Origin of the sequence: Deinococcus phoenicis, from assembly GCF_000599865.1 — a bacterium.
Lineage (GTDB): Bacteria > Deinococcota > Deinococci > Deinococcales > Deinococcaceae > Deinococcus > Deinococcus phoenicis.
The window spans coordinates 1-22,459 of record NZ_JHAC01000023.1 but is presented as its reverse complement, the minus strand read 5'-3'; the positions used below and the strand labels follow the sequence as shown (position 1 = coordinate 22,459).

The window sequence follows — 22,459 nt, the reverse complement described above, 5'->3', positions numbered from 1 at the left end:
GGGGCGGGAGAACCGGCCCTTAGCGGTTGCCGGGATTCAGGGCACCGGGCAGCAGCGGCACATTCAGGCCGCCCGTGCCGTAGTCGAACAGCGGATAGCTGGTGCTGCCCGGCAGGCTGATGCCCAGGCGGTAGCGCCGCAGGCTCATGTCGATCTCGGCCTGCAAGGCCCAGCAGCAGCGGTCGATGGTCAGGCCGATCACGGGGGCCAGCGGCGCAGGGTTCTGGCGCTCGCCATCCTTCCAGGTAAAGGTCTGGCGCAGGCTGCCGGTCAGGTACGCGCCGGGCTTCGGCCCCCTGCCGATGGCAAGGCCCACCTGAATGGGGTCCAGGATCAGGGTGTCGGTGGGCACGTCGTCCGGGTAGGTGCCCGTGCGGCTGCGGGTGTACACGGCCCGCCCCGCCAGCGCCACCCGCGTGCCGAACTGCCAGTCGGCACTCACGTCGGCGCGCACCAGCTCGCTGCGCTGCTGGTCCAGGCCGGGCGTGTTCACGACCGCCGACAACCCCAGCCGCTGGCCGGGCCGGGTGGCGGTCAGGGTGCCGGTCACGCTGGGGCGCGTGAAGCCTGCCCGCCGCACGTCGTAGGGACCGCCGTAGGTGAGCTGCCAGCTGGTCGCGCGCCCGCTGGCGGTGCCCACGCTGAAGGTCATCGTGCCGCTTTCCTTGACGTTCTCGGCCTGCTCCAGTGCGAGGTCGTGCGCGGTCGAGAGGGTGTACGCGCCGCGCCAAGTGAGGCTGTAGGCCCCGGTCACACGCGGCGTGAGCAGATTCAGATTCTCGCGGCCCGTGAAGCTGATGGGGTTCAGCACCGTGTCCTGCCGGGTCACGCCGCTGAACTCGGCCCCCACCGCACTCAGGCGCGGCGTCTGGATGTCGTGGGTGGCGTACACGCTGAACGAATTGGCCCGGTTATCCCCGGTCACGGTCGCGCGCACCGTGAAGGGCTGGTAGCCGCCCGTGCGGGTATACCCGCCGCTGGCCGTCAGGGTGAGGTTCGGCGCGGGCCAGGTGGCGCGGAAGGGCGCCGGCACGGGCGGCTGGCCGGGGCGCACCGGCACCGGGCTGACCGGGCGCGAAAGGCCCCGGTCACCCAGCGTCAGGTTGAAATTGGTGCTTTCCAGTTCTCCAGTAGCAAAATTGTGCGCCAGGTTGTACGCGAGCAGCACGGGCAGGCGGTTCACGTTCAGCCGGAAGGTGGCGGGGGCCTGCTGGTTCCAGGGCAGGAACAGGTCCCGGGTGTACGACGCCCCGAAGATCACGTCCGGCACCGGCACCGTGTAGAGGTCCACGCTCAGCGGCGCGCTGAGGCGGCGGCCCGACAGCGCGTCGAAGGCAAAGGGACTGGTGCCCTCGATGCGGATGTAGTTGTAGCGGGCAGTGACGGTGTTCGTCACGTTGAAGCGCTGGGTGAGCTGCGCGCCCGCGTCGAGCTGTACCGTCCTGGCCCCGGTGCCGTAATAGCGCCCGGTAAAGGTGTTGCGCAGCGTCAGGTCGGCGTTCTTCCAGGGCTGCACGCTGTAGTTGACGCTGTGCTGCTCCTCCAGCCGCGTCGTGCTGATGTTGATCCCCTGGGCCGTGGCGCTGCGTGAGAGGGGGTTACTCTGCCCGGTGTAGCGCCCCGCCGTGAATTTGGTATCGGCGCTGAGGTTGCCCCGGGTATAGGGTTTGGGGTCCAGCACGACTTCCGGCTGCTTCAGCGGCGTGGTGAGCGCGGTGGTGGGTTCCGGGCCGAAGCGGTCCACGTAGTTGAACTGCGCCGCAAAACTGGGGTACTCGACGTTGGCCGTGAAGTTCACGCGCGTCACGCCGCGTTCGGGGTCCGTCTCGGTGCGCCCGATGTCGCGCCGCACCACGTTCAGGGTGTAGTCCAGGTCGCGCACGGCCAGCGCCAGCGGCACCCGGCCCCGCGCGCTGAAGTCCAGGTCCACGTCGTAGCCGACCTGACGGGTCCCGTCGGCGGCGAAGGGTTTGGGGTTCGCCAGCGTGTAGAGGTTGACCCGGTCCACAAAGGGCAGCGGCGCGTAGGACCGCAGCGCCACGCCCAGGCCGATGCTGGGGTCGCGGTTCTCGTAGTAGCGGATCAGGCTGGTGCCCAGCGTGTTCGCACCGATGGAAAAGGGCAGGTCGGCCTCGACCGTCACGCCGTCGGGGTCGCCGCGGCCCACCGCCAGGCGCGGCTGACGCTCGGGATCGTTCAGCGGAATCACCACGACCGGCAGGTACAGCACCGGGAAGTCGGCCAGCAGCAGTTGCGCGCGGTACGCGACCAGGCGGTCGCCGGGATACACGATCAGGCGCTCGGCGCGGAAGGCGTAGTCGTTGGGCGTCCGCCCGCACTTGGCGCAGGGCGTGAAGTAGCCGCCGGTCGCCCGCAGCTGCCCCGGAATGCGCTCGACCTCCTGCCCGCGGATCTCGATGTCGCCGTCGCTGATCAGCACGTCCTCGCCGGTCAGCTGTTCCCCGGCCAGGTCCACCACCAGGTTCTCGCCCTGGAGGTTCTGGTTGTCGCGGGCGGTGTGGTAGGTGGCGGCCCCGATCAGGGTCAGGGTGCGGCGGGTGCGGTTGTACTCGACGCGGGTCGCGCGCACCACGTCGTCGTCCACCCGCAGTTCCACCGGGCCACCCCCCGCGCCCCCGGTGATGATCACGATTTCCTGATCGTCCAGGCGGCGCAGTTCCAGCGTCTGCGCCTGCACGATCCGCACGGTGCGCGCGTCTGCCTCGCCCAGCGCCAGCAGCCCGGCCAGCGAGGTCAGTGTGACCAGCGCGCCGCGCCTGACCTGACCCCGGAACGGCCGCCCCCGGAACAGGTTCCGGACGGCCTTACTCGCCATGCGGGCCGGAGAGGGCGAGCGTGGGGAGGAGGGGCGGCAGGCCTGGCAGCGGCTGCACCTGGGCCAGCACGGGCTGCCCGGTTCGCGGGGCGGCGGCGAGCTGGCTCAGGGCCGTGCCGGGGTAGTAGAACCCCAGGATATGCAGGTGGTCCTGTCCCTGCCGCGCCAGCCCCAGCGCCCCGTACTGCGAGAGGCCCACGCCGTGCCCCGACCCCGACCCCTCCACGACCAGCGGCGTCTGGGGACCGACCGGGCCGCTGAGGGTCGCGCGGCTGCTGGCCGCCCCCAGCGCCCGCACGAAGCCGCCCGCGTCGGCCCCGGTCAGGCGGGTGACGCCCCCGCTGCCCGTCAGCGTGACCTCCAGCGCCCGGCCCGACTCGCTCGCCTGGGTCACGCGCACGTCGCGCAGGGTGCCCACCCGCACGCGGTAGGCGGCGGCGGCCTGGGCCACTTTCGCGGCGCCGATCTCCAGCCGCCAGCGGGCGCGCGGGCTGCCTCCCGAATACGGGTCGGCCTTGGCGGGCAGATACGGCAGGGCTTTGCCCCAGACCTCCGCGCTGGAGGCCGTGAAGCCCCCGGAATCGCTGGAAAAGTAGGTGCTGGCGGCCTTGCCCCCGAAGGCGACGACCTGGCCGGCGGTGGCCTGGACCGCCGCGTCGGCGCTGGGTTTCTCGGCCATGAGGCCCCGGTACACCTGGCAGCTCTCGGTGGCGCAGGTGTCGTAGGGCAACGCCGGATTGACGCGGGCCGCGACGTAGGTGCGCGCGATCACGGCCTGGGCGGCCAGGGCGGCGGCGGGCCAGCTCGTCGGCATCTCGGCGGGCACCACGCCGCGCAGGTAGTCCTCCACGTCCACCACGTTGATGGCCTGCACGCCGCCCGAGACGGCCCGCAGCAGCACGCCGCCCCGGTAGGTCTGCCCCGCGACCGTGACCAGGCTGCCCGGCGTGGGCGGCAGGTACAGCGTGGGGCTGCCCGCGTCCTGCCCGTTGAGGGTCAGCGCCGTGCCCCGCGCGCCCACAGTCCAGGCCGTTTCCCGCGCCGGGGCGGAGGGGGCCGCCGGGGCCGCCACCAGCGGGGACGACGCGGGCAGCGGCGTGACCGGCAGGCGCACGGTGAGCTGCGGCGCACTCGCCACCAGCACCCGGACATTGAGCGCCTGGGCGGCCGGGAGAGCAGCGGTGACGAGCGCCAGCGTAAGCAGGAGGGAGCGCATCTGTTCCGCGAGTATAAGGGGCGGCCCCTGTGCGGGGGCTGACAGGCGCGTGAGATGAGGGCCGTGCAGCCCACCCGGCTCCCCTGCCTCCAGGATCGGCTGCGGCATGATGTCCGGCATGACCGGGGGGACGCAGGAGGCGGGGCGGGTCTGGGCACACGTCGGGCAGGCATTCGCGGAGTGGGAGTACGACGTGGTGGTGGTCGGCGCGGGGCGTATGGGGACGGCCTGCGCGCTGTTCCTGCGGCGGCTCGCGCCCGGGCTGCGCCTGCTGCTGGTCGAGCGGGGCGGCCTGCCCAACGAGGAAGGCGCGACGATCCTCGCGCCGGGGGTCTGGACGGCGCTGGACGTGCCGCCGGGCCGCGAGCGGGAAGCCGCCTGGGTGCGGGCGGCGCTGGAGCGCGACTTCGGGGACGTCACATTTCAGACTCGTGCGCTGCTCGAACTGCACGCGGGCGAGGGGGAGGGCCACGTGCCCACCGCCGACCTCCTCGCCCACTTTCCGGAGGCCGCCGGGTTGCTCGATCCGGCCGCCCTCCCCTGGACGCGGCTGGACGGGGAGGCGGCCACCTACCGCCCCGGCGCGGTCGCCCTCGCCTGCGGGCAGGGCGCGGTGCGGGTGGGGGCCGACCTGCTGCTGAACACCCACGCGCACCTCACACCGGGCGGGGTCCGGCTCGACCGCCTGACCGTCACCAACACCCACCAGATCGTCACGCACGAGACGCACGAGCTGCGCGCGGGCGTGGTCGTGGTGGCGATGGGCGCGGACGGTCCCCACGCCGCCGAACACGATCTGGGCGTTCATACGGCGCATGGACGGGCGTACCGGCAGACGCCCCGGCTGAACACGGCCAGCAGTGACCGGACACCCCTCCTGCGCGCGGGCGGCCTGACCCTGCGCCCGCAGCACGGCGGCTTTACCCTGATTCCCCCTATTCACCACCGCGACCCGCACGGCTACCTGCCGGGCGGGGGCCGCCTGACCGGCGTGCCCGTCGGCGTGCGCCGCGAAACGCTCGAAGACCTGATCCGGCTGATGGACGCCCTGCCGCCCCTGGCGACGGAGGCGCTGGAGGTCGGGCACAGTCTCGCGGACGTGCCGGGCGCGTGGCTGGCGCTTCCCGGGGGCCGGACCGAGACACCACCGGTCCATCAACGCCTCACGGACGGCGTTCACCTTCTCCTCGGCGGACCGCTGGCGGACACGCTCGGTCTGGCGGTGGCCTCCGACCTCGCCGCCCAGATAGCGGGCGTGCGGGAAAGGCCGTGGGAATGAGGGGGCCTCCCCTCCCGCGTCCCCTTTCCGATTTGTCTACCTCTCCCGCCATCCTCTCCCCCGCCGCGCCCCTATTCTGGCCCCATGAACGCGGCGCGAATTATTCGGGGGTTCGGGGACTGACGCTTCCGGCCTGCGCGCTGCACGCTTCTCCCCGCCACTGTCCGGCGGGGAGTTTTCTTTGGGAACCGGGGGACCTATGACGCAGACACAGGACTTTGGGCCGGGAACGCTGGACGCGCAGGACGTCTTGCGCCTGGCCCTGACCAGCAAGGTGTACGGCGCGGCGGTGCAGACGCCCCTGAGCGCCGCGCCGGGCCTGAGCGCCCGCAGCGGCAACGCCGTGTGGCTCAAGCGCGAGGACCAGCAGCCGATCTTTTCGTTCAAGCTGCGCGGGGCCTTCAACAAGATGAGCCAGCTCACGGCGGCGGAGGCCGCGCGCGGCGTGATCTGCGCCTCGGCGGGAAACCACGCGCAGGGGGTGGCCTACGCGGCGCAGCAGCTCGGGGTGCGCGCGGTGATCGTGATGCCCGCGACCACGCCGGAGATCAAGGTGCAGGCATGCCGCAGCCGGGGCGCAGAAGTGATCCTGCACGGCGACTCCTTCAGTGACGCGGAGACGCACGCCTATTCCCTCCAACGCGAGCGCGGCCTGACCTTTGTGCATCCCTACGACGATCCCCTCGTGCTGGCCGGGCAGGGCACGGTGGCCCTGGAACTGCTGCGGCAGGTGGAGACGCCGGGCGCGTACACGGTGTTCGTGCCGGTGGGCGGCGGCGGCTTGATTGCGGGCGTAGCGGGCGTGCTCAAGGCCCTGCGTCCCGACGTGGGGATCGTGGGCGTCGAGCCGGACGACAGCGACGCGATGTACCAGAGCCTTCAGGCGGGCGAACGGGTCCGGCTGGACACGGTGGGCATCTTCGTGGACGGCGTGGCGGTCAAGCAGGTGGGGGCCTACACCTTCGACCTGACCCGCCGCTACGTGGACGACTGGGTGCGCGTGAACACCGACGAGGTCTGCGCGGCCATCAAGGACGTCTTTGACGACACCCGCGCCGTGATGGAACCCGCCGGGGCCTTGAGCGTAGCGGGCCTGAAACGCTACGCGCAGGAACGCGGCCTGAAGGGCGAAACGCTGGTGGCCCTGACCTGCGGCGCAAATGTCAACTTCGACCGCCTGCGCCACGTGGCCGAACGCGCCGAGATCGGCGAACGGCGGGAAGCGATCCTGGCCGTCACGATTCCCGAGCGCCCCGGGGCCTTCCGCGCCTTTATCGAGGTGATCGGCCCCCGCGCCATCACCGAGTTCAACTACCGCTACGCGCCGCGCACCGAGGCCCGCATCTTTGTGGGCGTGCAGCTCGGGCACCCGTCGGAGCGGGCCGAACTGGTGGACGCCCTCACCGCGCAGGGCTACGCCGTCACCGACCTCACCGACGACGAACTGGCGAAGGTCCACGTGCGCCACATGGTCGGCGGCCGCGCCCCCGAGGCCACCGACGAGCAGGTCTATTCTTTCACCTTCCCCGAGCGGCCCGGCGCGCTGCTGGAGTTCCTGACGCACCTGCACGCGCGCTGGAACATCAGCCTCTTTCACTACCGCAACCACGGCAGCGCGCATGGCCGCGTCCTGGCCGGAATCCAGGTGCCGGGAGAGCAGCACGCCGACTTCGCCGCTTTCCTCGCCGGGCTGGGCTACCCGGCCCAGGACATGACGGAAAACGCGGCGTACCGGCTGTTTCTCACGTAAGGGCGCTCAGCGGCAGGAGGAAAAGGCCAAAGCTCTCGCTTCCCCGGCTTTTGACCGGGTCAGCGGACGGCCAAGCCCTACCTTCCCACTTCACCTTCCAGGCCGCCGAGCCGTTCGGGCCGCAGGCCCGAGGCCTTCCCCCTGGGCGAAGGATGGCGTCGAGGCCGGAACCGTCACGGGACAGGCGACGCCGAACACGCCCGGAACGACTCCTGCCGAGCGCAGCGAAAAGCTCCCCTTACCCGGCGGGGTAGGGGGCTGGGGGGTGGGGAAACGCCTTCCAGCCCCAGTGAACACCGCCCTTACTCCTCCCGCACGAACACCGGCGCCCGCCGCGCTTTGAAGGCCGTCACCCCTTCCTCGTGTTCCCAGTGATCCCCGGCCAGCTGCTGCAACGCCGCCTCCTGGTCCAGCGCCTCGTCCAGCGTGCTGGTCATGGCGGCATTCAGCGCCTGCTTGGTCAGCTTCAGCGTGTGCGCGGGCCGCGCGGCGAGGCGCTCGGCGTACGCCTGCACGTCCTCCCGGAAAGTCTCGTCGGGGTAGACGTGCTCGCACAGCCCGAGGCGCTGCCCCTCCTCGGCGTTCACGCGCTCGGCCAGGGCCATCAGCTCGAAGGCGCGGTGGTACCCGACCAGCCGGGGCAGAAACCACGTGCTGCCCGAATCCGGCACCAGGGCTATGTTGGAAAACACCTCGATCAGGCTGGCCGACTGCGCCCACAGCCGGATGTCTCCCGAGAGCGCGAGGCTGGCCCCCGCGCCCGCCGCCACCCCATTGACAGCGGTGACGACGGGCTTGCCCAGCCCCCGGATGGTGCGGATCAACGGGTTGTAGGTGCGGTTGAGGTGTTCGGTGAAGGTCATGTCCCGCCCCGACACGTCCCCCAGATCCTGCCCCGCGCAAAAGCCCCGCCCCGCCCCCGTAATGACCACCACGCGCACGCCGGAATCGGCGTCGGCGGCCTTCAGTTCCTCCGTCAGTGCCAGGAGTAGCGCGTCATTCGCGGCATTCAGCCGGTCGGCGCGGTTCAGCGTCAGGGTCCGGACGCCCGCGCGGGTGTCTACGAGAATCACATCGCTGGTCATGCGGGCAGCGTAGCGCGTGAGGGCCAGCCTGTTTCTTTTCCCTGGGCCACGCCCCCTCGGCTACACTCGTCCCAATGACCCTTCCCGCGTCTGCTTCCCCCGTCATCCTGGCGCTCGACGTGAGCAAAACGCGCATTGGGTTCGCGGTGAATGCGGGAAAGCTGGCCTTCGGACGGGGCAGCGTGGACCGCAAACGCCTGCCGCTGGACCTCAAGGCCGTGCGCCTGAAGGTCGAGGAAACGGGCGCGGGTCTGCTGCTGCTCGGGCTGCCCCTGCGGACCGACGGCGCACACAGCCCCAGCGCCGACCGGGTGCGGGCCTTTGGAAAAGTCCTCCAGGAAAAGGGGTATCGGATCGCCTATCAGGACGAGCGCTTCACCACCCGCCGTGCCCGCGCCCTGGGCGCACAGGACGAGGACGAGGCAGCGGCGGTGCAGATTCTGGAACTGTACCTGCTGGGGCGGGAGTAAGGGGCGCTGCACCTGGGAACGAGGACCATTCCATCCCGACTGTCAGGAGATGAGAACAATGTGCCAAAGAAAGGAGCCAGCCAGAGCCGTTCTCGGATGAGATTTCGATAAAAACCCGTTGACCCACCAGGGGCACCCCTCTCTTTATCCTCCCTTTAGTGAGGCCGGTGTGGCGCGGCTTCTCTTTCCGGAAGGCGAAGTGAGTTTGCGGCTTTTTTTCTCTCTGGAACGCCTTCTCTCAGGGCACCCTCCCTGGAAGAAAACTGAACCTGGTTCAGCTGACCGGTTCCTGATTCTTCATGAGTCCTTCGCCCCGTACACGCCGCACAAATCTTGTTGACACCCCCCAGGGGCGTCCATATACTCGCCTAAGGATTCACATCCTGGCTTAACGTGGGACCTATGGACAGGGCGGCAGGAACGAGCGGGAGCAGGAAACTCGGCAACTGGCCTCCAGTTCGCTCACCAAGCCCCAAGCGGCGGCACACGTCAAGCAGGTTGGGGATTCATCCCCACGGAGGAAGTATGAAGAAGAACATGGCTCTGATGGCCCTGACGGGCATCCTCACACTCGCGTCCTGCGGTGGCAACACGCCCACGGACAACAGTGGTACGCAGGTTGTGGACCGCACGCTCACTGTCAACCTGACGGGTGGCGTTACTTCCGCCCCGATCACCGTGACCGACACCAACGGCGTGACCAGCAGCTTCACGGTCAACAACGGCCAGGTGCTCACGCTGAAGAACAAGAAGTACACCGTGACCGGCGGCACCGTCAACGGCTACACTTCCCCCAACTCCCAGACGGCCGACCTGACCAACGGTAACGGCAGCGTCACGCTGAACTACACGGCCAGCAACCCCGGGACCAACCCCAATCCCAACCCGAACCCCAGCGCTGTGCTCAACATCACCAGCCCCACCAACGGCGCTTCGGTGACGATGAACCAGGCCATCCAGGTGACCTTTACCACCTCGGCAGCCCTGACCGGCGTGACCTGCACCATCGCCGACGGCACCGCCGTCAACGCCTCCAGCAGCACCAGCGGCGGCTTCTGCACCGTGACCCCCACAGTCGCAGGCAGCAACGTCATCACGGTGAGCGGTAAGGACGCCAACGGGAACACCGTGTCCAGCAGCGTGGCTGTGGACGCCAAGGCTCCGGCTACCCCCGCGACTTCCAACATCAGCTTCGACCCCACCCAGGAACTGACCCTGACGAACGAGGGCATCGTTATTGATGCCGTCAACGGCTGGCGCCGCATCGGTCAGGGTGTCAGCACCCCCGGCAACCCCGACACCAACGTCGACGTGTACGTCAAGGGCACCGTGAACGTGTCCTACACCGCCGCGGCCGGCTCCAAGGTCGAGATCATCCTGGCCCGCACCACCGGCTCGGATGTGCCCACCAACGACGACATCCAGGCGGGCGACGTTCTGCGCGCCGTGGCTTCGGCCAACGGCCCCGTGACGGCCCAGCTGGACACCCGCCGCCTCGGTGAGTTCGAGGCCGTGCGCGAGTGGCTGGTCTTCCGTGTCAACGGCACGGCTGTCAGCTTCCAGCCCGTGATTGCCGACAACAAAGGCCCGCAGCAGGCGGACCCCGAGTTCAACGGCGTCAGCAACGGCTACTCGGCCCTCCGCCGCAACTACAACGGCACCAACATCAACTTTGCGCGTGGTGACATCAACCTGTTCACCAGCAACCCCAGCCTCCAGGACCGCGAGTACGGCCAGGCTCCCTACGGTGCCTCCTTCCTCCAGCGCCGCCCCGCCGGCTTCGAGAGCATCCGCTACTACCTGGTGCCCGAGACGGCCTTCAACGACAACGGCCTCCAGGACAGCGACGAGATGCGCCGCGCCCAGGCCATCAAGAGCGTGGCGACCGTCAAGAGCGCCGCGATCCTCGAACCCGGCAGCGACCGCAGCACCGCGTTCAGCAGCATGATCGGCTCCGGCAGCCAGACCACCGTGGGCACGGCCCAGCGGGCGCTGGACAACGTCAACTACCGCATCTACACCATCGTGCGCGACCAGCTGGGCAACGAGACCGCCAGCGCCAGCTACGAAACCATCCGTTTCGACAACGTCGGCCCGGTCATCACTGGCAGCGCGCTGCGTGATACCTCCGCCCTGCCCTTCCCCTCGCTGGAACCCGAGCGTTGCCTGAGCGACATCGCCACGGTCAACCTGGGTGGTGCGACGGACAACGAAGGCGGCATCGGCGTGATCGGCCAGCCCACCTTCAACATCGGTGGCATCAACCTGACCAACGGCGAGGCTTTCGATACCAACCGCCTCGCGGACGGCCAGTACAAGATCGACTACGGCACGCTGACCGACGCCCTGGGCAACCCCGCCACCGGCGCTGTCAACAACACGGTGTTCATCGACAACACCGACCCCACCGTCAACTTCAACCGTCCGGCGCTGCAATCCGTGGTCAACAGCGGCGAGCGCGTCTCGGTGGAGAGCAGCGCTTCTGACGGCGGCTGTGGTGTCTACGAAGCCCGCCTGTTCTGGGACACCAACATCAGCACCAATGGTGCCCCCGGTGCGATTGATGACGGCACCACGGACACCATCGGTCACCCGGTGCAGTTCGCCCGCCGCACGGCCGACGCTGGCAGCTCCTCCATGAGCCTGAATCAGGGCTGGAACGCGCTGCAAGTGCCCGGTGAAGGCGGCATCGTGCAGCTCCGTGCCATGGTCACCGACCGCGCCGGTAACGCGACCATCGTCAGCACGCCGATCGTGATTGTTCCCAAGACGGGCAAGATTGACAACGGTGCTGGCGTGATCTCCACCGTGACCATCAACAATGCCCGTCCCACGCTGGGCCTCTCGGACGGCTACCTGCGGAACACGAGCGCCGTCTTCGGCAACACCAGCAACACCATCGCTGGGCTGGGTGCCAATGGCACGGTGCTCGTGGTCAACACCACCGGCAACAGCACCCTGGACAACAACCTCACGCTGGATGCCACTGGTACCTTCACCACCAACGGCTTCCCCAACCAGCCTCTCCCCTCGCCCACCCCGAACCTGGTCGAGAAGATCAACGCTGTGATGGCGTACGGTCGCTTCGATGCTGCCCAGTGGGCGGCCATCCGTGACTACCAGCGCGCCGGTGACCCCACGCTCACCAGCCCGAACGCGACCAACAGCGGTCTGGCCAACCAGCGCGTCACCAACTGGAGCATCCGTAGCCCCTGGGTCGCCCTGGGTGACAGCGCCACGGCCGACAACAAGCAGCAGTACACCTTCACCAGCAACCTGCTGAACGACTTCTACAACAACCGTGGCTTCCCCAACACGGGCAACGATGACGCCGTCCTGTCCACCGACGCCGTCTCCTACGACCAGTTCAACGGTATCGTCACCGACACCGCTGGCTCGTACAGCTTCTTCGGCGAAGAAGCCGACACCACCGCCACCCCCTGATCCTCTTCTCTTCTCAAAAGGCTCCCTTCGGGGGGCCTTTTTTGATTTCTCCCCCGTTGCACCCGGTCCAGTAACCCTTTCCAGGCATTAGAATGCGCCCACACACAGTCTCCTGCTTCGGCCGGGCGTCCCCATTCGCCGGGCCGCGCGCCCCTTACCCCACGGAGGTCAACCCATGCAAGGCAACATGATGGACGTTCCCCTGACTATCCCCTTCATCCTGGAGCGCGCGCGCACCACCTACGCCGAGCGGGAGATCGTGAGCCTGCTGGTCGGTGGGCGAGACGCCGCCGGGCAACTTGTCCCGTACAAGCACCGCACGACTTACGGCGAGGTGGCCGACCGTGCGCTGCGGCTGGGCGCGGGCCTGCAAGCCCTCGGACTGAAGCCGGGCGACCGGGTGGCGACGCTGGCCGTGAACTCCTTCCGGCACCTGGAAGCGTACCTGGGCGTACCCTCCGCCGGTTTCGTGGTCCATACGGTGAATATCCGCCTGCATGCCGAGCAGATCGCCTGGATTCTGAACCACGCCGAGGACCGCGTGCTGATCGTGGAGAATCTCTTTGCGGCGATGGTCCCGGCCATTCGCGCCGCCTGTCCGAAGATTGAGCGGGTCTTCGTGCTGGGGCCGACGCCTGCACCCGTGGAGGGCGCGGAGGACTACGACGCCTGGGTGATGGGCCATGAGCCGCTGAGCCGCTATCCGCAATTCGCGGAAACCGACGCGGCGGGGATGTGTTACACCAGCGGCACGACCGGCAACCCCAAGGGCGTGATCTATACCCACCGCTCGACCATCCTGCACTCGCTGGCCAGCGCCCCCAAGGACGCGCTGAACGTGGGCGAGCGCGACACGGTGTTGCCCATCGTGCCGATGTTCCACGTGAACGCCTGGGGGCTGCCCTACACCTGCGCCATGTACGGCGCGAAGCAGGTCTTTGCCGGTCCCTTCAGCGACGGCCCCACCCTCGCTGCCCTGATGCAGGACGAGCAGGTGACCATCACGGCGGGCGTGCCGACCATCTGGATGGGGCTGCTGGCCGAACTCGACCGGGCGAAGGCGGCGGGGCAGCCCTACGACCTGCACAGCCTGGAACGCCTGGTGGTGGGCGGCAGCGCCGCACCCGAGAGCCTGATCCGCGCCTTCGAGGACCGGCACGGCCTGAGCCTCGCCCACGCCTGGGGCATGACCGAGACGCATCCGCTGGGCACCGCCAGCATCGTTCCCTCCGGCGTTTCCGAAACCAGCGACGAGGGCTACGCGCTGCGGGCCAAGCAGGGCCGCGCCGTCCCGCTGGTGTTTCTGGACCTGCTCTCGGAGGAAGGGGAGCGGCTGCCCCACGACGGCAAGACGATGGGCCGCCTGATCGCGCGCGGCCCCTGGATCGCCAGCAGCTATTTCAAGGGCGAGGGTACGGCGAACTTCCTCGATCTGGACGGCGAACTGTGGTTCGACACAGGCGATATCGCCACGCTGGACGAACGGGGCTTCATGCACATCCAGGACCGCGCCAAGGACCTGATCAAGTCGGGCGGCGAGTGGATCAGCAGCGTGGATCTGGAAAACGCGCTGATGGCCCACCCCGCCGTCGCGCAGGCCGCCGTCATCGCGATGGACGACCCCAAGTGGGACGAGCGGCCCCTGGCCGTAATTACGCTGAGGCCGGGGCAGCAGGTGACGCACGAGGAGCTGCACGCGTTTCTCGCCCCCAAGTTCGCCAAGTGGTGGCTCCCCGACGCGACCGTCGTGGCGGAAAGTCTGCCCATCGGCGCGACCGGCAAGTTCCTGAAACGCGAACTGCGTGAGCAGTACCGGGGCTACGGCACGGCGGGCGGGACAGCTGCACCAGCCGCCGCAGGCCAGAGCGAGTAAGCGGCGGACCACCGCCCGGCCTCGGCCTTCCCGCCTGAGCGCTGACCGCTCCCCGTAGAATCGCCCGTATGGCAGTTTCGGTACAGGGGCAGCAGGTGACCTTCACGCCTCCAGCGGGGGCCGCGGCGCTGGTGGGCGACTTCACGGACTGGCACAAGAAACCGGCCCTGCCGGTTGAGGGCGGGCACCCGGTCACGCTCACGCTGCCGCGTGGGGCCTGGGTGGAGTATGCGTGGCTGGACGCGAAGGGAAAGGCCTTTGCGGACCCCGACAACCCGCAAAGGTCCCTGAATCCCTGGTGGCCGTACCCCCGCGCGGCCGTGGTGGGCGAGTATGCGCGCCACCCGCTGTGGCTGCGGCCCGACGCGGCCCGGAGGGGCACGGCCCACCGCCTGACCTGGGCGGGCACAGTCTTTTCCGGCACCCGCCGCGCCATCGTGTACACGCCGCACGGCCACGACCCCGCGCACCCCACGCCGGTGTACTACATACAGGACGGTGTGGCCTTTTACCGCACCGGTAAGCTGGGCGAGGTGATGGACCGGGCGGTGGAGGCGGGGCTGGCACAGGGCGCGGTGCTGGTTTTCGTGGAGCCGGGCGACCGCAGCGCCGAATATTACCTGAACGACCGGTATCTGGACTTCTTGCGCGAGGAAGTGTTTCCGCGCGTGGAAGGCGAGTTCGTGACCGTCAGCGAGCGGGGGCTGTGGGGTGCCTCGCTGGGCGGGTTGATCTCGCTGTATCTGGGCAGCGGGCACCCGGAGCTGTTCTCGCGGGTGGTGAGCCACTCGGGGGCCTTCATCGCCCGGCCCGGGGCAGCGGACGCGCAGGGCGTCATCGACACCACCACGGCGGGCGAGTGGCTGCGCGAACGGCTGGAGCAGACGCCGCCCCGTCACCTGAAGACCAGCCTGGACACCGGCACGCTGGAATGGCTGACCGGCCCCAACCGCCGCATGGCCGGGATGTTTGCCGACCTGGGCCTTCAGCACCAGTACCGCGAGTATCCCAGCGGGCACAACTGGGTCACCTGGCGGGAAGCGCTGCCCGAGGCGTTCCTGTACATGCAGGGGGGCTGAGGGGAGGGTCGCCCCCGCCCCCATCTCACCCGCCCGCCCCTGCCGGCGCGGCATAGTCACGCCATGCGCGCCGCACTTCTGCTGGCGCTGTCCCTGGCGGGCGGCGCGGAGGCCTTGACCATGACCTATCCCCACTCGACGACCGTAATCCATGAGCGCGCGGGCGACTGGGCAGGTGCGGAGCTGAAGGGCGTGGAGGTGCGCGGGGACACGCTGACCCTGGCCCCCAGCGTCACGAGCGGCACGCTGACCGGCCAGCCCCTCAAGGTCGCGGCCTTCGACGAGCTGGTGCCCTCCTGGAACGCGGTGACGCCCGGCGCGGGCAGCGTGACGGTGGAGGTGCGGGCGCAGACGGCGGCGGGCTGGGGCCGCTGGTTTTCCTTCGGGAGCTGGCGCAGTGGCGAGGGGCCGGGCGGGGAAGGCCGCGCCAGCCTGAACGGCCAGAAGGACGGGGCCGGGCAGGTCCTGACCGACACCCTGCGCCTGAACGCGAAAGCCAGTGCCTACCAGTACCGGGTGACGCTGCGCGGCGCGGGGACGGGCGTGCGCCTGCTGGCCTTCAACACGGCCGACCGGGCGCGGCGGACGGCGGGGCTGGGGCAGGCGGGCGACCGGGCGGCCTGGGGCAAGGTCGTGACCGTACCCCAGCGCTCGCAGATGCTCTATCCGGACGGCGGCGAGGTCTGGTGCAGCCCCACCAGCGTCTCCATGATCCTGGCCCGGCACGGCGTGAACGTGACGGTGCCGCAGGCGGCCAGAGGCACCTTCGACCGCGCCTATCAGGGCACCGGCAACTGGTCCTTCAATGCGGCCTATGCGGGCGCACTCGGCCTGCGGGCCTTTATTACCCGCCTGCCCAGTCTGGCGGAGGCCGAGCGGTACACGGCGGCGGGCTTCCCGCTGGCCGTCAGCCTGGGCTGGAAAAAAGGCGAGCTGCCCGGCGCGCCCCTCACCTACAGCGACGGGCACCTGATGGTCCTGGTGGGCTTCGATGCCGGGGGCAACCCGGTGCTGAACGATCCCGCCGCGCCCACCGACGCGGGCGTGCGCCGCACCTATCCCCGCGCGGCCTTCGAGCGGCAGTGGCTCACGCACTCGGGCGGGCTGAGCTACGTGATCGCGCCACCGGGAGCGAAGCTGCCCTGAGGGACGCGGGCTAGACTTTCCCCATGCACTTCCCCACGGTCTGCCCCGGCTGCGCCCGCGAGGTGCGCGCCGAGTTCGCGGACAGCGCCATTCATGACCTGACCTGCCCGCACTGCGGCACGCGGTACTGCGTGTTCGTGCGCAAGCACAAGTTCGAGGTGCTGTTCGACCTGGGCACCCGCGCGCTGCTGGACGGCTACGCGCGGGAGGCGGTGGCAAGTTTCGCGGCGGCGCTGGAACGCTTTTTCGAGTTCTATGTGCGCGCCTTCGCCCTGGAACGGGCGGCGGATGCGGCGGGCGACTTCGGGGAAGCGCTCGCGGCGCTCGACGGCACCTGGCGGCACGTGGCGAGCCAGTCCGAACGGCAGGTGGGGATGCTGGCCCTGGCGTACCTGCTGCGCGAGGGCCGCGAGCCGGACTTTCTCACGCCGAAGGCGCTGGGCGCCGACTTCCGCAACCGGGTGATTCACAGAGGCTACCTGCCGCGCCGCGCGGAGGTGGACGCCTACGCGGCGCGGGTCTTCGCGCTGATCGACCGGCTGCTGACCGAGCTGGGCGGCAGCGCGGCGCACGCGGAGCTGAGCCAGGAGCAGGCGTTCGCGGCCCATCTGGCGGCCCTGCCCGAAGGGGTGACCGCCATCTTCGAGGAACATCCGGGCATGTTCCGCGCGCGGCGGTTCGGGACGGCCCCCCCAGCGAAAGCCGGGCCAGGCATGACGGCGCGGAGCGTGAACGGTGCATCTGCGCTCAACGACGCGCAGACCTTCGCCCGCGCGCTGGCCGAACGGGGGCCATTGCTGGACGTGTTCAAACGGCGGCCTTCCCCGGCGGGAAGTCCCGGCTAGACTGCGCCATGACCGCAGGAGAAGCAGCAGGAGACCGGGCAGAAGAGAGGACGGCGCGGCAGCGCCTGGTGCGGGTCGCGCGCGGGCTGGAGGAAGGTGACCTGCTGGTGCGCGGCGCACAGGTGGTGCAGCCCGCGACCCGCGAGGTGTTCGGGGCCGACGTGCTGATCGCGGGGGGCCGGGTGGCGGCGCTGCTGGGCGCGGGGGCGAACGCGCGGGCGGCCCGGACGGTGGAGGCGCGCGGGGCGTACCTCGCCCCCGGCTTCATGGACGCACACGTGCATATCGAGTCGAGCCTGCTGACGCCCGCGCGTTTCGCGGCGGCGGTGTTGCCGCGCGGCACAACGGCGGTGGTGGCCGAACCCCACGAGGTCGTGAACGTGCTGGGCGTGCGCGGGATGGGCTGGATGCTGGAGGCGGGGCAGGCGTCGGGCCTGCGGGTCTTCGGCTCGGTGCCGTCCTGCGTGCCCGCCAGCCCCTTTGAGCGCGGCGGCGCGGTGCTGGAGGGGGCCGAGATCGCGGCGGCCCTGCGCCTGCCGGGCGTGCTGGGCCTGGCCGAGCTGATGAACTACCCCGGCGTGCTGAACCTGGAGGCGGACACCTGGGCCGTGCTGGACGCCGCGCGGGGCGGGCGGATCGACGGGCACGCGGCGGGCGTGAGGGACCGCGACCTGCAAGCCTACGCGGCGGCCGGCCCCCACTCCGACCACGAGGCGACCACCCCCGAAGAAGCCCGCGACCGCCTGCGCGCGGGCCTGTGGCTGATGGTCCGCGAGGGGTCGGCGGCGCGGAACCTGGAAGCCCTCCTGCCCGTCCTGCGCGAACGCCCCCGCCGCGCGATGCTGGTCAGCGACGACGTGAGCGTGGACGAATTGCTCGCGCTGGGGCACCTCGACCGGCTGCTGCGGGCCTGCGTGGCGGGCGGCCTGCACCCCGCCGACGCGGTGGCGCTGGTCACCTGCAACCCCGCCGAATACTGGGGCCTGCACGACCTGGGCCTGGTCGCGCCCGGCTATCACGCCGATTTCGTGCTGCTGCGCGATCTGGAACGGTTCGAGGTGCTGGAGACGTTCGTGGGCGGCGTGGAGGCGCGGGCGGGCACCGTGACGCCACCCCTGCCCGGCGGCGGCGTGGACCTGGGACCCGGCTGGGACAGCGCCACTTTCGAGGTCCCCGCCCACTGGCCGGTGATGCAGGTCTGGCCCGACCAGATCACGACCGGGGTGGGTGCGCCGGGCAGCGGGGACGCGCGGCTGGTGGTCGCGGACCGGTACGGGCGGAATGAACACGCGGCCTGCTGGACCTCCGGCACCGGCCTGACCGGGGGCGCGCTGGCCCTCAGCGTGCTGCACGACGCGCACAACGTGGCCGTGCTGGGCGGCACCGACGCCGACGTGCGGGCGGCGGGCCGGGCGCTGGAGGCCCTGGGCGGCGGCGTGGTCGTCGTGGCGGGCGGCGAGGTGCGCGCCAGCCTGCCCCTGCCCTACGCGGGCCTGATGAGCGACCTGCCCCCGCAGGACGCTGCCGCGCGGCTGTCGGAAGTGACGGCAGCGGCGCGGGCGCTGGGCTGCACCCTTCCCTATCCGGTCACCACCCTCAGCTTCCTGGGCCTCAGCGTGATTCCGGCGCTCAAACTCACGCCGCGCGGCCTGCTGGACGTGAACGCCTGGCAGCTTCTGCCGCGTGAGCCGCGCCGGGTGTCTGGCGGGCCGGAGAGCTGAAGGAGAACGTCAAGGCGGGTTGGGGTTCCTCGCACCGCAGGCGTGAGCGGGGCAGGAACACTGGCCCCATGCTGACCGAGCGAGGACTGAGCGAGCGAGAGCTGGTCGTGAACGGCGTCCGTCTGCACCTCGTCGAGGCGGGACCGGCGGACGGCCCCCTGGTGGTGCTGCTGCACGGCTTTCCCGAGTTCTGGCGGGCCTGGGAACGGCAGATCGGGCCGCTGGCCCGCGCCGGATTCCGGGTGGTCGTGCCGGACCTGCGCGGCTATAACCTCAGCGAGAAGCCGCCGGGCGTGGCCGCCTACCGCCTGCACACCCTGCAAAGTGACGTGGCCGCGCTGATCCGCGCACTGGGCCACGAGCGGGTGGGCCACGAGCGGGCGCACGTGGTCGGGCACGACTGGGGGGGCATCATCGCCTGGGCACTGGCGATCCGGCAGCCGGAGGTGGTCGAGCGGCTGGTGATCCTCAACGCGCCGCACCCCGCCGCCGCCCGCCGCGTGTTTCGCAAACCGGCCCAGTGGCGGCGGTCCTGGTACATCTTCTTCTTCCAGCTCCCCTGGCTGCCCGAGCGGTTCCTGCACCGCTTCGGGGCCTGGGCGCTGCACGGCACCAACCCCGCCGCCTACACCGACCGGGACCGCCAGCTCTACCGGCAGGCCTGGGACCAGCCGGGGGCAGCCACCGCCATGATCAACTACTACCGGGCGATGGGCCGCCCGGGCAGGTCACCGGGAAAGAGCCAGGGCAGAGGGGAGAAGGACGAGCAGGTGCGGGTGCCCACCCTGGTGCTGTGGGGCGAACGGGACGCGGCGCTGCTGCCCGAGCTGGCGGACGGGCTGGAACGCTGGGTGCCGGACCTGCGGGTGGTGCGCCTGCCCCGCGCGAGTCACTGGGTCATGCGCGACGAGCCGGTGCGGGTCAACAACCTGCTGACCGGGTTTCTGTCCGCCCCGCCCACGGCAACGGCAGTTCGTGCCATCCTCGAATCATGACGACCGACACGGTGAGCATCACAGCCCAGGGATACGGGGACCTCACGGCACGGGCAGGCGAGCGGCTGGTGCTGGCGCTGGAACGCGGCGGCGTGGACATCCTGCACCGCTGCGGCGGCCACGCGCGCTGCACCACCTGCCGGGTGAGCTTCTCGGAGGGCGAACCGGACGCCATGACGGTCGCCGAGTACGACAAGCTCACGGAAAAAGGCCTGCTGGGACAGGCCCGACTTTCCTGCCAGATCGAGTGCGCGGAGGGCATGGTGCTGACCCCCCTCCAGACGGTGCAGACCACCGGCCTGGAAGCCGGCAAGGCAAGGCCCCCGCCGAGCAGATCGAGCCGGAACCCCAGTGGACCACCCGGCCCGGGGCCTCGACCGAGGGGTAGCGCGACCCCGGGCACCCGCCCCGCGCCTCAGCCCTGCCCCGCGAACTTGGGGCCGCGTTCCTGGCCTTCCCGCACGGGCTGGGAGCAGTCTCCACCGCCGAGCGGGTCGGTGACGGCAGGCGTCCAGGCCTCGCAGGCGCAGACCGGGCAGGCGGGCAGCGGGCCGGAGGTTTCCAGCCGGGAGCCGCAGTTCAGGCACGCCACTTCCTGCGGGCAGGCGGTGCCGGCCTGAAAGCGCGGCGGGGCCTCGAGGTCCCAGGGGGGCACGATGGGCAGCCCGGCGGGTGGGTCCTGCCGGTGCGTGAACACGCTGAGGTTGCCGTCCTGTTCCAGATAGGCCCGCTGGACCTCCCCGAGCTGGCGCACGCCCTGGCTGCGCAGCCGCTCGAACAGGTCTTCCAGGCTGAGGTGGACGCTGTCCAGCGCCCGGCGGCCGATCACGCCGTCGCGGACGAGTTCCACCGGCTGGCCGTCGATAAAGGTCTCGACGGCCTCGCTGCGGATCACCAGACTGGCCAGCACCCGCTGAAAGCCCACCACCAGCGCCAGCACCAGCATGGCGTGCAGCAGCGGCACTTCCGGATAGAACAGCGGATCGCCCGCCGCCGACCCCAGCGCGATCACGATGGCCAGTTCCAGCGGACTGAGCTGCGCCAGCCCCCGCTTGCCGGTCAGCCGCAGCAGAAACACCAGCCACAGAAAGATCACGGCGGTACGGAACACGATTTCCAGCAAGAACAGCGGCGAGGTGTCGCCCAGGAACATCCGCCCCAGCTCGAACGGCACGACCTCCGCGCCGCTCAAGGCCGCTCTCCGGGGGGCGGAACCTCGGCGGGTGTCAGGCCCAGGCCCGCCAGCACACGCTCGCGGCTCCAGCCGGTCAGCGCGGCGAGGTCCGCCAGCGTCTCCTCGAACCCGGCAGCATCGAAGCCGGGCGTGCCGGGGGTCAGCGCGCGCAACCGCGCCCACAGGGCATTGCGGCGCTCCAGAAAGTCACGGGAAGGCATGGAGGGAGTCTAGGGGGTCAGCGGTGGCGGGCCACGTCGCGCAGGTGCGCCGCGTAGTCGTGGTTCACGTAGATCTTGCCGTCGAGGCCGTGCAGGAAGTACAGGGCGGCGCGGCCATCCGCGAGCTGGCGCTTGGGGTCCAGCACGCTCAGGAGCGCGGCCTGGCCGGGGTTGTTGATCGGCCCGGCGGGGAGGCCCTGGCGGGTGTAGGTGCTGTAGGGCGTGTCCCGGGTAAAGTCCCCGGCGCTGCGGTCGAGGTCGGGCAGGTCCTTGCCCAGCCCGTAGGCGACGGTCGGGTCGCTGCCCAGCGCGATGCCGTCCCTCAGGCGGTTGAGGAACACCCCGGCGATCACGGGCATCTCGCCGTCATTGGCGGCCTCGGCCTGCACCATGCTGGCGAGGGTCACCCAGTCGCGGACCGAGAGGCCCAGCGCCCTGGCCTTGGCCACGTTCGGGGTCGTGAACTCCTGGTTCATGCGCTCGACCATCTCCTGCACGGCCTCGCGGGGCTTCTCGCCCACCCGGAACTCGTAGGTGGCCGGAAAGACGAAGCCTTCCAGGTTGCCCTTCGCGTAGGGGCTGAGGCTGACGTCGTTGAGGGCCGTTTTCAGACCTGCCACGTCGAATCCGGCCTTGGCGAAGATCGGCGGCAGGTCCTTGATCCGCCGCCCCTCGGGGATGGTCACGCTCACGGTCGGAATGCGGGCCGGGCCGGCCAGCTTATCGGCCACCTGATAGACGTTCATCTGGCCGGTCAGGTCGTACAGCCCTTCCTTGAGGCTGCCCGCCGTGCCGTTCTGGCGCATCACGAACCTCAGGGCGTCGGCGTTTTTCACGATGCCGTGCGTTTGCAGGGTGCGGGCCACCTGCGGGAGGCTGTCACCCGGCTTGACCTCCAGCGTGTACGGGCTGCCCCCGGCGGGCTGCGTGAGGCCCCGCAGGTACAGGAAGACCGCCAGCGCCACCAGCAGCAGCACCACCACCAGCGCCAGCAGCACCTTGACCCAGAGGGCCATGCCGCGCCCTTGCAGGCGGCTCACGCCTCCACCCCGCTGACGCTGAAGCGTTCCAGCCGCTCCCGCAGGGCCGCGTCGGCGGGGGGACGCGCGCCGAAGCGCGACACGACCCAGCCGCCCACCTGCACGGCCAGCCGCGCGGCCCGGCCCGCGTCGCCGTGCGCCAGCCACCCCGCCAGGAAGGCCCCGCCGAACGCGTCCCCCGCCCCGGTCGCGTCGATCAGCGGGTCACGGGTGGCCGGGACATGCAGGCGGGGCTGGCCCGGCCCTTCCAGCAGCGCGCCTTCCTCGTCGAGCTTCAGGACGACC

General features: G+C 70.3%; 17 protein-coding genes and 1 pseudogene. 11 read left to right on the top strand and 7 right to left on the bottom strand.

From position 1 onward, the window contains the following. Nucleotides 1-19: 19 nt before the first annotated feature. On the bottom strand, nt 20-2,836 hold the full coding sequence (locus tag DEIPH_RS07260) for an LPS-assembly protein LptD (RefSeq protein WP_034356141.1): 2,817 nt from the start codon (nt 2,834-2,836) through the stop codon (nt 20-22). Next, on the bottom strand, nt 2,826-4,052 hold the full coding sequence (locus DEIPH_RS07255; protein WP_034356138.1) for a SpoIID/LytB domain-containing protein: 1,227 nt from the start codon (nt 4,050-4,052) through the stop codon (nt 2,826-2,828). Before DEIPH_RS07255 ends, DEIPH_RS07260 begins: the two co-directional genes overlap by 11 nt. Before the next feature lie 109 nt (nt 4,053-4,161). Between DEIPH_RS07255 and DEIPH_RS07250 the strand changes: the two genes are divergently transcribed. Then, nucleotides 4,162-5,331: an FAD-dependent oxidoreductase gene (locus DEIPH_RS07250; RefSeq protein ID WP_407636504.1), complete on the top strand. Its 1,170-nt coding sequence runs from the start codon at nt 4,162-4,164 to the stop codon at nt 5,329-5,331. 199 nt (nt 5,332-5,530) lie between these two features. Beyond that, a complete protein-coding gene (ilvA, locus tag DEIPH_RS07245) occupies nt 5,531-7,081 on the top strand; it encodes a threonine ammonia-lyase, biosynthetic (RefSeq protein WP_034356132.1) in 1,551 nt (516 codons plus the stop codon). Between the two features lie 302 nt (nt 7,082-7,383). Here the strand turns inward: ilvA and DEIPH_RS07240 are convergent, their stop codons facing one another. Then, nucleotides 7,384-8,166, bottom strand: a complete 783-nt coding sequence (locus DEIPH_RS07240; RefSeq protein WP_034356129.1) for an enoyl-CoA hydratase-related protein — start codon at nt 8,164-8,166, stop codon at nt 7,384-7,386. Between the two features lie 74 nt (nt 8,167-8,240). Here DEIPH_RS07240 and ruvX point away from each other — a divergent pair, with 74 nt between their 5' ends. The 9 genes and pseudogenes from ruvX (at nt 8,241) to DEIPH_RS19245 (ending at nt 20,127) form a co-directional block, all read left to right on the top strand. Further along, nucleotides 8,241-8,636, top strand: a complete 396-nt coding sequence (gene ruvX / locus DEIPH_RS07235) for a Holliday junction resolvase RuvX (RefSeq protein WP_034356126.1) — start codon at nt 8,241-8,243, stop codon at nt 8,634-8,636. Nucleotides 8,637-9,161: 525 nt separating this feature from the next. Beyond that, nucleotides 9,162-12,080 carry an Ig-like domain-containing protein gene (locus DEIPH_RS07230; protein ID WP_034356122.1) on the top strand — a complete coding sequence of 973 codons (2,919 nt, stop codon included), beginning with the start codon at nt 9,162-9,164 and terminating at the stop codon, nt 12,078-12,080. Between the two features lie 175 nt (nt 12,081-12,255). Continuing rightward, on the top strand, nt 12,256-13,953 hold the full coding sequence (locus DEIPH_RS07225) for a long-chain fatty acid--CoA ligase (protein WP_034356119.1): 1,698 nt from the start codon (nt 12,256-12,258) through the stop codon (nt 13,951-13,953). A gap of 68 nt (nt 13,954-14,021) precedes the next feature. Then, nucleotides 14,022-15,032 carry an alpha/beta hydrolase-fold protein gene (locus tag DEIPH_RS07220; protein WP_034356116.1) on the top strand — a complete coding sequence of 337 codons (1,011 nt, stop codon included), beginning with the start codon at nt 14,022-14,024 and terminating at the stop codon, nt 15,030-15,032. 63 nt (nt 15,033-15,095) lie between these two features. Continuing rightward, a complete protein-coding gene (locus tag DEIPH_RS07215) occupies nt 15,096-16,178 on the top strand; it encodes a peptidase C39 family protein (RefSeq protein WP_034356114.1) in 1,083 nt (360 codons plus the stop codon). A gap of 23 nt (nt 16,179-16,201) precedes the next feature. Continuing rightward, nucleotides 16,202-17,023, top strand: coding sequence for a Zn-finger containing protein (locus DEIPH_RS07210; protein ID WP_034356111.1), 822 nt, complete (start codon nt 16,202-16,204; stop codon nt 17,021-17,023). Between the two features lie 8 nt (nt 17,024-17,031). Further along, nucleotides 17,032-18,744 (top strand): adenine deaminase, encoded by a 1,713-nt coding sequence (locus tag DEIPH_RS07205; protein WP_034356108.1) that lies wholly within the window; start codon nt 17,032-17,034, stop codon nt 18,742-18,744. Between the two features lie 68 nt (nt 18,745-18,812). Further along, nucleotides 18,813-19,739, top strand: coding sequence for an alpha/beta fold hydrolase (locus DEIPH_RS07200; protein ID WP_051517223.1), 927 nt, complete (start codon nt 18,813-18,815; stop codon nt 19,737-19,739). After that, nucleotides 19,736-20,127 (top strand): annotated as a pseudogene (locus DEIPH_RS19245) (2Fe-2S iron-sulfur cluster-binding protein). Before DEIPH_RS07200 ends, DEIPH_RS19245 begins: the two are co-directional and overlap by 4 nt. Before the next feature lie 27 nt (nt 20,128-20,154). Here the strand turns inward: DEIPH_RS19245 and DEIPH_RS07195 are convergent. The 4 genes from DEIPH_RS07195 to DEIPH_RS07180 form a co-directional block, all read right to left on the bottom strand. Then, entirely contained in the window at nt 20,155-20,931 is a 777-nt protein-coding gene (locus DEIPH_RS07195) for a DUF421 domain-containing protein (protein WP_034356105.1), read from the bottom strand. Then, a complete protein-coding gene (locus DEIPH_RS07190) occupies nt 20,928-21,134 on the bottom strand; it encodes a hypothetical protein (RefSeq protein WP_034356102.1) in 207 nt (68 codons plus the stop codon). Before DEIPH_RS07190 ends, DEIPH_RS07195 begins: the two co-directional genes overlap by 4 nt. Nucleotides 21,135-21,151: 17 nt before the next feature. Then, a complete protein-coding gene (gene mltG, locus DEIPH_RS07185; protein ID WP_034356099.1) occupies nt 21,152-22,174 on the bottom strand; it encodes an endolytic transglycosylase MltG in 1,023 nt (340 codons plus the stop codon). Continuing rightward, a partial coding sequence (locus tag DEIPH_RS07180; protein ID WP_034356096.1) for a PfkB family carbohydrate kinase occupies nt 22,171-22,459 on the bottom strand: 289 nt, incomplete at its 5' end. The genes mltG and DEIPH_RS07180, both read right to left, overlap by 4 nt.